Raw genomic sequence first — 10,083 nt, forward strand, 5'->3', positions numbered from 1 at the left:
TATTGGAATAAATTCATGATAAAAATTAAAAAAATGGTACAAAGCAAAAAGCTCTTTTAAGAAGGTTATTGCATTATGAGAATAAATGTGTTAATATAATTGATGCAAAAGAATTTTGCCGAAGTGGTGGAATTGGCAGACGCGCTACATTCAGGGTGTAGTGAGCGCAAGGCTCGTGCGGGTTCGAATCCCGCCTTCGGCACCATGAAAAATGCGGTTTCCAGGAAATTTTGGAAACCGTTTATTTTTTTATATACTTCATTGAATTATAGTTAGTTTTTGATTTTAAAAGGAACATTACATAATAAGGTTGCTGCAATAATAGAATAATCAATTTTAGAGCGTAAAATTTATTCTTAAAAAAGGATTTTAGATTATCAAAAAGAATATTTTTAGTAAACAAATGTAAATAAGGAGGCTGAAGCCGTGAAGGAAAATAATAATGCTGTAGAAATAATGGCAGAGTTAATGGCTCTTTTATATTATCACCTTACAAAAGCTATGATTGAAGACTACGGGGAAGATGCAAAAAACACTATAAAAAAGGCTATATATAATTTTGGCCTGGAAAGGGGTAAAAATATAGCAAAAAAAGCGCTGGAAAACAAAGAGGAGCTTTCTATAGAAAATCTGGATAGATACTATGACATGCCTATAAGCAGCGCCTGGAAAGGAAAATCGGAATATTGTAATGGAGAAAAACGGGGAATATTAGAATTCTGTGCTTTTGCAAAAGTGTGGATAGAAAAAAACTGGCGGGAAATTGGAAGGCTCTATTGCGAAGTGGATCCTGCCATTAGAGAGGGTTATAATCCTGATATCCAGTATATATCATTGAAAAATGTTTTAGATGGGGATAAATGCTGTGAATCTTTAACAAAGTATGCAGATAAGAACATGATATGAATTTAATAATGTGAAATTATGAAATCTGATTTATTATTTTTTATATCTAAAAATATGTATTAATAAAAAATAATAAGGTGGTATTATGAGAAAAAGAATGAGAAATTATGGAATTAAAATTGGAAGCTTTCCTACAGGACGTCGCAATGCGATTACCGATGTCAAAGGAGTGAAGGTAGGACACTCTACTGTAATTTTCGGTGAAGGGAAATTAAAACCGGGCTTTGGCCCTGCAAGGACCGGGGTTACCGCTATTTTACCCCATGAAGGAAATATTTTTAAAGAAAAATTACCTGCCTCCTGCTTTGTAGGAAATGGATTTGGCAAATCCGTTGGTTTAATGCAAATCCGCGAATTAGGCACTATAGAAACCCCGATTATTTTAACAAATACCTTGTCGGTGGGTATTGCGTCCGATGCCCTTATAGAATACATGCTTTCTATTAACGAGGATATTGGCATTACTACAGGTACCGTTAATCCCGTAGTTATGGAATGCAATGACGGGTATTTGAACGATATAAGGGGAAGACATATAAAGAAAGAAAATGTTTTAGAAGCCTTAAATAGCGCCTCCGAAGAATTTGAAACGGGGAGCGTGGGAGCAGGAACGGGTATGGTCTGCCATGGTTTTAAAGGTGGAATAGGCACTTCTTCAAGGCAAATAGAAATAGATGGGAATATTTTTACGATTGGGGCTCTTTTACTTACAAATTACGGCCGAATGGAAGACCTGACCATTAAGGGTAAAAATGTGGGCATGTTATTGAAACAAAGGCTGAAGGACAAAGAAGAAAAAAATGGGATTTTTAAGGATAAAGATGATGGGTCCTGCATTATTATTATCGCTACGGATATTCCTTTAGATCCCTTAATGCTGACAAGAATAGCAAAAAGGAGCCTATTGGGACTTGCAAGAACCGGATCTTTTATGGGTAACGGCAGCGGTGATATTGCAGTTGCCTTTTCTACCGCTAACAGAATTAACCATTACGGGGAAAATTTCGTTAAAATGAATGTCCTTTCACCGCATTCCGACAGGATTGACGTCGTTTTCCAGGCTACCGTAGAAGCAGTGGAAGAAGCGGTATGGGATTCCCTCTTTACAGCTGAGAAAGTAATTGGTAGGGATGGGCATGAAGTGCCTGTACTACCTGTTGATGAATTATTGAATTTGATTGATTAAGAATCATATGCGACATATTTAAATAAAATTATATAGAGGTGATAATTTATGGAGGTTTCTGAATTAAAGTTGAAGTTACAAAAATTCCCAAGGGTAAGATTTTTATGGGGGGCTACACCAATTGTATATGCGGAAAATATAAGCAAGGAATTGGGTGTCGAAATTTATATTAAAAGGGACGACCTGACCGGTCTGGCACTGGGCGGAAACAAGACGAGAAAGCTTGAATTCATTATGGGTGAAGCTATTAAACAAAAGTGTGATACTGTAATTACTGCTGGAGCTGTTCATTCAAATCATGCCCTGCAGACGGCAGCAGCTGCTAAAAAGCTCAATATGGATGCGGTGCTTGTATTAAGAGGTAAAGAAGAAGATAAAGGAAACTTATTAATGAACAAATTGCTAAATGCAGATATTCACATTTATGATGTTCCTAAAAGCAGTGCACTACGGGGTTATATGGAAGAAATTGCTGATGAACTAAGTAAAAAAGGGAAAAAACCTATGATAATTCCCGTAGGAGGTTCAAATCCAATAGGCGTTTTGGGTTATTTGGGTGCGGTTGTGGAAATAATTGAACAGTGTGAAGATATGAAACTGGATTTTGATTTTGTAGTATGTTCTACCAGCAGTGGTGGAACTCAGACTGGTATTTTTATGGGATTTAAATTGTTAAAACCGCAGGTAAAAACTTTCGGTATAGGTGTAGGCGATCCTAAGGAAGAGCTGCTGGAAGATGTGGAAAATCTTATAATAAATACTTCAAAAATGCTTGATGTTAAAGAAAATCTTATTTCTAAAAAAGAGCTGGAAGAAAGAACTATAGACGGATATGGGTTTGGAGGTTATGGAACGATTGTTAAAGAAGTTATTGATTTTATTAAATACGTATCTGGGAAAGAAGGATTTTATTTAGACCCCGTTTATACCGGAAAGGCTTTCTACGGTCTTATAGACATAATTAAGAAGAAAAATATACCGAAGGGTTCAAAAGTATTATTCATACATACCGGGGGTTTGGGTGGTCTTTTCCAGTATGAAGAAATAATATCAAAAATGCTTTGAGTTTCCTGAACAATAATAACTAGGACAATTATTGAATCAAAATCATAAATAAAAAAAATAAGAGCTAAACTGAAAACATAATTATTTAATAATAATTAGAAGAATATAATTTATTTATAAGGATATTACTTTATTAATGTTAAGGAAGCCAAAGTTTAATAAATATATTTTAATAAAAAAAGGAGGGGGTAGAATGAAAAAATCAAGAAAAATCAGCATTTTAATAATAGCAATAATATTGCTATTAATTTTCACATCAGCGTGTTCCAGCAATACTTCGACGAGTAATCAAAATAACCAGCCAAAAGAAGGGGATTTTATAAAAATAGGACATTTAGTGGCTCTTACCGGTGATGCTTCCATGTGGGGGCAGTCAGAAAAGAATGCCCTCGAAATGGAAGTTGAAAAAATTAACAAAAGCGGAGGTGTAAATGGCAAGCATATAAAGATAATTCCTTATGATACAAGAGCTGACGCTGTAGAAGCTGTAAATGCAGCTAAAAGGCTGGTGGAACAGGATAAAGTAATAGCAATAATAGGGCCTGCTCAGAGCGGAGTATCCAATGCTATATCATCGGTAACTGAACAAGCCAAAATTCCTTTTATAGCTACAACTGCTACCAATCCCCTTGTTACGGTTCCCAAGGAGGGCCAGGTAAGAAAATATGCTTTCAGGGTTTGCTTTATTGACCCATTCCAGGGTAGGGTTGCGGCTCAGTTTGCTTATACTAAACTAAATGCCAAAAAAGCCGCAATATTATATGATGTAGGTTCTGATTATTCTTCCTGGCTTGCAAAGTATTTTGAAGATAGTTTTAAGGAAATTGGTGGGGAGATAGTTGCAAAAGAGGCTTTCAGGAGCGGAGAATTAGACTACAGGGCAATGCTCGGGAAAATTAAACAGGCGAATCCCGATGTAATATTTATACCAACTGCTCAAAAGGAAGCTGCCCTTGCGGCAAAACAAGCAAGGGATTTAGGTATAAAAGCAACCTTCCTCGGTGGCGATAACTGGGGAAGCCCTGATTTGGTAACCTTGGGCGGTTCTGCTGTAGAAGGTGCGTATTTTGTGAATCTCACAGCTATAGAAGATCCTGATATACAGGGTTTCATTAAGGAGTATAAAGAAAAATTCAATCAAGATCCGGTTCTTCCAAATCCGGTAATGGCAATAGATGCCCTATATATGCTTATAGATGCCATAAAGAGGGCAGGAAGCCTTGACGGTACGGCATTAGCGGAGGCTATGGAAAAGACAAAGGATTTAAAAGTCCTTACAGGAAACCTTACCATTGATCCAGCAACCCATAATCCTTTAAATAAACCGGCTATCATACAGCAGGTAAAAGACGGGAAATTCATCTATGTAGAAAAATATGTTACTCATTAATTTACAGGGGGCTATGCCCCCTGTAATTATACATGTGGGGAGGTTTTAAATGTGCTTATTCAGACACTAATTACCGGGTTATCTATCGGTGGAGTGTATGCTCTTATGGCAGTCGGTTATTCTTTAGTGTTTTCTATACTAAATTTTAGCAACTTTGCTCATGGAACGATAATAATGCTTGGTGCATATATAGGATATTTTTTAGTCTCCCATATTAAAGTAGGATTTTACTTTTCCTTTCTGGGTGCAATATTAGGAGCTGCACTCCTTGCTTTAATAAATGTTAAACTGGCTTACGACCCCCTTATTAAAAGGAAAGCCCAGCCCCTTTATCTAATGATAACCGCTATGGGCGTTTCTATATTTTTGGAGAATATGGTCTATGTTACCATAGGATCCCATTTTTATTCCTACCCCGAAATATTTAAAAAATCTTCAATTAAAATCTTAGGAAGTGAAATTGGTGCTCTGGACTTTTTTGCTTTGATATTTTCCTTTGCAGCAATATACCTTTTGCACCTTTATTTGACTAAGACAAAAATGGGCACTGCTATAAGGGCTGCTTCCTATGATATGACTGCTGCTTCTCTTTACGGTGTGAATATGTCTAAGCTTATAAGCATAGTTTTTCTTTTGGCTGGTTGCTTTGCAGGACTAGCGGGTGTGTTTATGGGAATGAAATACATGGTCTATCCTACAATGGGATGGATTACAAATAAGGCGTACATTGCGGCGGTTATAGGCGGCCTTGGGAGCCTACCCGGTGCGGTAATAGGCGGAATAGTTCTCGGAGTTTTGGAGACCTTTGTTTCGGTTTATATTTCATCGGTAATACGGGATGTTTTCAGTTTTACATTGGTGATCGTTTTCCTTATTTTTATGCCGGCAGGCCTTTTGGGCAAATATTTAGAAGAAAAGGTGTAAGGGGGAGTTTTTATGCAGTATATACTGGGAATTATAACGGTAATCTGTATTGAAGTAGTTGCGGTAGCAGGGCTTTCCGTTTTTACGGGGTTTACCGGTCTTTTCTCTTTGGGACATGCTGCTTTTATTGCGATAGGGGCTTATACTTCAGCTATACTTACTTATTTTTATCATTTACCTTTTTTTATCGCTCTTATAGCAGGTATGATAATGTCAGCTTTAGTAAGTTTAATAATTGGTATCCCTACTTTGAGGGCAAAACTGAGGGGAGATTATTTTGCTATTGCAACATTAGGTTTTGGTGAAGCGGTGAGGGTTATTCTGGAAAACCTTTCAATAACACAAGGGGCCCGTGGTCTTCCCGGTATTACTCATTACACTACTCTACTGGTAGCTGCCATAATTTCAATAATAATTATTTATTTGACTAAAAATTTTATTTGGTCAAAATACGGGAGGAATGCGATTGCTGTAAGAGAAGATCCAATCGCTGCAGAGATGGGAGGAATAGATTTATTAAAAGTACGTCTTCTTTCCCTTGGATACAGTGCTGCATGTGCGGGGCTCGCTGGTGGGCTTTTTGCACATTACATTAATTTTATTCAACCGGATATGTTTACATCAGTATTATCTACTCAACTAACTGCGGCAGTAGTAGCTGGCGGGATAGGTAGTTTAACAGGGCCTATCTTTGCAATTTCAATTTTTATAGCGGTGCCTGAAATTTTAAGGGTTGCTAACATGTGGAGGCTTGTGGCTTATGGACTGATACTTATTCTTATAATGATTTACAGGCCATCAGGTATAATGGGGTATAAAGAGTTTAGCTTTGAATTTCTAAGGAAAATACGTAAACCTGAATCTTTTGAAAGAGGGGTTTAAAAAATGTATTTGCTTGAATTGGATAATATATCTAAAAGCTTTGGAGGAATAAGAGCCGTATCTGATCTGTCTTTTTACCTCAAAAAAGGTGAAATAGTTGGCTTAATAGGTCCAAACGGAGCGGGTAAAACAACGGTTTTCAATCTAATAACTGGTGTTTATAAAGTAGATTCTGGAACAATAAAATTTAAAGGAGAATATATTCATAATTACAATCCTGTAAAAATTGTGAACAGGGGTATTGCAAGGACCTTCCAAAATATCAGACTGTTTAACCGGTTAAGCGTTTTAGACAATGTAAGAACCGTATTATATAAAAAAGCAGATTATAATCTATTTCATGCGATTTTGGGAATATCAAAGGTAAAAAAAGAAGAAGAAAAATTAAAAGAAATGGCTTATTCATATTTAGAGGATGTGGGATTAACAGGGTATGCAAATTTTCAGGCTTCAGGACTCCCTTATGGTTTTCAAAGAAAACTGGAGATTGCAAGAGCACTTGCTTTATCTCCCGAACTTTTACTTTTGGATGAACCCGCAGCGGGTATGAACCCGGAAGAATCGTTAGAACTTGTGGAATTAATTAATAAACTAAAAAACAAGTATAACCTTTCTATAATTTTAATAGAACACCATATGGATGTGGTTATGAACCTTTGTCCGAGAATTATAGTTATGAATTTTGGTTCCAAATTAATGGAAGGGACAAAAGATGAGGTGCAAAATGACCCCAGGGTTATAAAGGCTTATCTGGGGGAGGAGGATGAGGCATGTTAGAAGTAAGGGATTTAAATGTATATTATGGAAAAATTCATGCTTTAAAAGGGGTAAGCTTAAGTGTCAACAGAGGTGAAATAGTATCCATTGTAGGTGCAAACGGTGCTGGAAAATCGACGCTTATGATGACCATAGCCGGAATATTAAAACCTAAAAACGGTAAAATAATGTTTCAGAATAAAGAAATACCTCCTTTACCCCACAAAGTGGCGGAAATGGGTATAATCCTTGTACCAGAAAGAAGACGATTGTTTGCAAATTTAACCGTAAAAGAAAACCTTTTATTAGGAGCCTTTTTGAGAAAAGATAAAGAAGAGATAAGAAAAGATATGGAATATATATATACACTTTTTCCTATTTTAAAACAGAGGGAAAGGCAATTTGCAGGGACTTTAAGTGGGGGAGAACAACAAATGTTAGCTCTCGGAAGAGGTCTTATGGCAAAACCGAGAATACTTCTTTTGGATGAACCATCTCTGGGACTTTCGCCCCTTTTTACAAAAGAAGTATTTTCTTCACTTGTCAAAATAAACATGGATGGGGTCACAATATTTCTTTCTGAGCAAAATGCCAATAAAGCTCTGCAAATTTCACATAAAGCTTATATTTTAGAAACGGGGAAGATAGTATTAAGTGGAACAGGCAGGGAACTAATAGAAAATCAAAAGATTAGAGAGGCATATCTTGGGGTTAAATAGATTTACTCAAACCTCATTATTCCCAGTTTTTCATAGGTTTTTGCGTCCACGATTCCCGTGGGCCTTAAACCGTTTTTTATTTGAAAAGCTATTACCGAGGCTCTGGTTCCCTGCCCGTAAATACCGTCAAAACTTCCGCTGTAATAACCCAAATTATGAAGCCTTTTTTGCACTTCCCGTACATCGGAGCCTCGAGAGCCCTCCACTAAGGTTCTAAATCCAAAGGTAAAAGGTCCATCAATTCCACCTACTATATAAACCTTTGTTCCTACTTTAACCATTGAATAGAGTTCTTCCACGTTTTTATTGTGCATCCTGATGCAGCCGTGAGAAGCAAAACCCCCTATGGAGGATGGACGATTGGTACCGTGGATACCGTAAATCCCCCAGGGGACGTTAAGCCTCATCCATCGAGAACCGAATCCTTCTCCCCATTTGGCTTTTTCTGTTATTTTAAATAGACCTATAGGAGTTGGTGTTTCAAAGCTTCCTACGGCTACCATGTATGATTTATAAATCTTCCCATCCAAAAGGACGTACAATCTTCTTTCTAAAGTAGATATTAAAATACTTACTTCACCTTTTGGCTGTTTTATTTGCGTATAAAAATCCTTGCCATAAACCAGATGCCCAGGATTAGCATAAAAAATAACAAAAAAAATAATTATAATAGCGAGCAAATTTTTTTTGTACAAAAAATCCACCTCCGATTATATTTTTCCACGGGGAGAATTATAAATTCATCTAAAATGAAGGTGGAAAGAATGAGGCTTAGCGTGGTAATCCCGGCATACAACGAGGAAAAGAATATTCAATTTTTATTGAGATCATTAAAAAAAATTATAGAAATAGATGAAATTATTGTAGTAGATGATGGTTCCAGGGACAGAACGGGCGAATTAGCGGAAAAAGAAGGAGTAAAAGTTATACCTCTGAAAAAAAATTACGGGAAAGGTTATGCCTGCTTTGAGGGCTTTAAAGAGTCGCGGGGAGAAGTTGTATTATTCTTAGATGCGGATATTAAATTTAAAAAGGAAGATATTTTGGCACTGATCGCTCCCATATTCAATAATGAGGCGGACATGACGGTGGCGGGGTTTAATAAATTTTCCGGAAAAACAAAAGGCGGGTTCGGGATGGTTAAAAATTTTGCTCGAATTGGACTTTTCCTTTTTACAGGAATATATTTTCATTTTCCCCTTTCAGGGCAAAGGGCGGTAAAAAGGGAGTTTTTAAAGGACTGTAAATTTTTCTCCGGGGGATACGGTATGGAGGTAGGGATTACCATTGAAGTAATAAAAAGGGGCGGAAGGGTTAAAGAGATCATCACCAATATGCAACACGACAGAACCGAAAGAAATTTAAAGGGTTTTTTACACCGCGGGAAACAGCTTTTGGATATTATTTTTGCATTTGCCCAAAAGGTTATTATTTAATTTAAGTTTTTATTGTAAAATTAATTGACAGGAGCCCATTTAAAATGAACGGGAGGTGTTGTATGTGACTTCTTCTAAGGAAATATTAAATTGGGCTTATGAGAAAAATTGCCAAAAAGCGGTGGAATCTTTAAAGAAAAACGGTTTTACCGCCGTATACTGCACGACAAGAAAAGAGGCTGTAGATTACATAGTAAATCAAGCAAAAGAAGCCTCCACCATAGGTTTTGGGGGCTCAATGACGCTGGTGGAACTAAATGTGGCTGAAGTTTTAAAGGAAATGGGGAAGGAACTTTTAAATCATAACGCACCTAACCTTTCTTCTGAAGAAAAAATGGCCATAAGACGCCGTCAGCTCACCTGTGACCTTTTTTTGACAAGCACCAATGCTCTTACTTTAACCGGTAATCTCGTCAATATCGACGGTACGGGAAACCGCGCGGCATCCATGTTTTTCGGCCCCCGAAAGATTATAATAATAGCGGGTAGAAATAAAATAGTCGGTAGCATAGAAGAAGGTTTAAACAGGATAAAAATGTATGCTGCACCAGCCAATGCAAGACGCCTTAATCTGTCCACTCCATGCGCCAGTACCGGCTTTTGTGCGGACTGCAATTCTCCCGAGCGCATTTGCCGCATAACAACTATATTGGAAAGGAAACCGTTATTGACAGACATTCACGTTTTGGTTGTAAACGAGGACCTGGGCTTTTAGTGGGGATGGTTTGCAGACAGGTTTGGTTAATAGCTGAAATTTCAAATGTAGATAGTGTAAAATATTTTTAGGTCGAAAAGGAGGAAAAAGCAGAAAAAATGTAG

The 10,083-nt window shown here is 37.1% G+C and carries 11 protein-coding genes and 1 tRNA gene; 11 read left to right on the forward strand and 1 reads right to left on the reverse strand.

Going from position 1 to position 10,083, the window contains the following annotated elements; genetic code table 11:
* Window positions 1-117 precede the first annotated feature (117 nt).
* The 9 genes from ACPLOV_RS11260 (at window position 118) to ACPLOV_RS11300 (ending at window position 7,828) form a co-directional block, all read left to right on the forward strand.
* Window positions 118-205: transfer RNA gene (locus ACPLOV_RS11260), tRNA-Leu, on the forward strand.
* 221 nt (window positions 206-426) lie between these two features.
* Window positions 427-906 carry an L-2-amino-thiazoline-4-carboxylic acid hydrolase gene (locus ACPLOV_RS11265; RefSeq protein WP_424908108.1) on the forward strand — a complete coding sequence of 160 codons (480 nt, stop codon included), beginning with the start codon at window positions 427-429 and terminating at the stop codon, window positions 904-906.
* Window positions 907-991: 85 nt separating this feature from the next.
* Complete coding sequence (locus tag ACPLOV_RS11270; protein WP_424911186.1) at window positions 992-2,092, forward strand: P1 family peptidase; 1,101 nt, start codon at window positions 992-994, stop codon at window positions 2,090-2,092.
* A gap of 48 nt (window positions 2,093-2,140) precedes the next feature.
* Window positions 2,141-3,157: a 1-aminocyclopropane-1-carboxylate deaminase/D-cysteine desulfhydrase gene (locus ACPLOV_RS11275; RefSeq protein WP_424908110.1), complete on the forward strand. Its 1,017-nt coding sequence runs from the start codon at window positions 2,141-2,143 to the stop codon at window positions 3,155-3,157.
* A gap of 193 nt (window positions 3,158-3,350) precedes the next feature.
* On the forward strand, window positions 3,351-4,547 hold the full coding sequence (locus ACPLOV_RS11280; protein WP_424909881.1) for an ABC transporter substrate-binding protein: 1,197 nt from the start codon (window positions 3,351-3,353) through the stop codon (window positions 4,545-4,547).
* Window positions 4,548-4,598: 51 nt separating this feature from the next.
* Window positions 4,599-5,471 (forward strand): branched-chain amino acid ABC transporter permease, encoded by an 873-nt coding sequence (locus ACPLOV_RS11285; protein ID WP_424909880.1) that lies wholly within the window; start codon window positions 4,599-4,601, stop codon window positions 5,469-5,471.
* A gap of 12 nt (window positions 5,472-5,483) precedes the next feature.
* The gene (locus ACPLOV_RS11290; protein ID WP_424911187.1) at window positions 5,484-6,353 is read left to right on the forward strand and encodes a branched-chain amino acid ABC transporter permease; all 870 of its coding nucleotides are present in this window, start codon (window positions 5,484-5,486) and stop codon (window positions 6,351-6,353) included.
* Window positions 6,354-6,356: 3 nt separating this feature from the next.
* Window positions 6,357-7,130, forward strand: a complete 774-nt coding sequence (locus tag ACPLOV_RS11295) for an ABC transporter ATP-binding protein (RefSeq protein WP_424911188.1) — start codon at window positions 6,357-6,359, stop codon at window positions 7,128-7,130.
* A complete protein-coding gene (locus ACPLOV_RS11300; RefSeq protein ID WP_424909877.1) occupies window positions 7,124-7,828 on the forward strand; it encodes an ABC transporter ATP-binding protein in 705 nt (234 codons plus the stop codon). The genes ACPLOV_RS11295 and ACPLOV_RS11300 overlap by 7 nt, the downstream gene beginning before the upstream one ends.
* Window positions 7,829-7,830: 2 nt before the next feature.
* On the opposite strand, the gene ACPLOV_RS11305 is transcribed toward ACPLOV_RS11300, so the two are convergent.
* Window positions 7,831-8,523, reverse strand: a complete 693-nt coding sequence (locus tag ACPLOV_RS11305; RefSeq protein ID WP_424911189.1) for a L,D-transpeptidase family protein — start codon at window positions 8,521-8,523, stop codon at window positions 7,831-7,833.
* A 69-nt stretch (window positions 8,524-8,592) separates the two neighbouring features.
* Here ACPLOV_RS11305 and ACPLOV_RS11310 point away from each other — a divergent pair, with 69 nt between their 5' ends.
* Together ACPLOV_RS11310 and ACPLOV_RS11315 are read left to right on the forward strand one after the other, a co-directional pair.
* Complete coding sequence (locus ACPLOV_RS11310; RefSeq protein ID WP_424911190.1) at window positions 8,593-9,264, forward strand: glycosyltransferase family 2 protein; 672 nt, start codon at window positions 8,593-8,595, stop codon at window positions 9,262-9,264.
* A gap of 64 nt (window positions 9,265-9,328) precedes the next feature.
* Window positions 9,329-9,979, forward strand: a complete 651-nt coding sequence (locus ACPLOV_RS11315) for a lactate utilization protein (protein ID WP_424910071.1) — start codon at window positions 9,329-9,331, stop codon at window positions 9,977-9,979.
* Window positions 9,980-10,083: the final 104 nt, after the last annotated feature.

The organism is Thermovenabulum sp. (genome assembly GCF_049723235.1).
Classification (GTDB): Bacteria; Bacillota; Thermosediminibacteria; order Thermosediminibacterales; family Thermosediminibacteraceae; genus Thermovenabulum.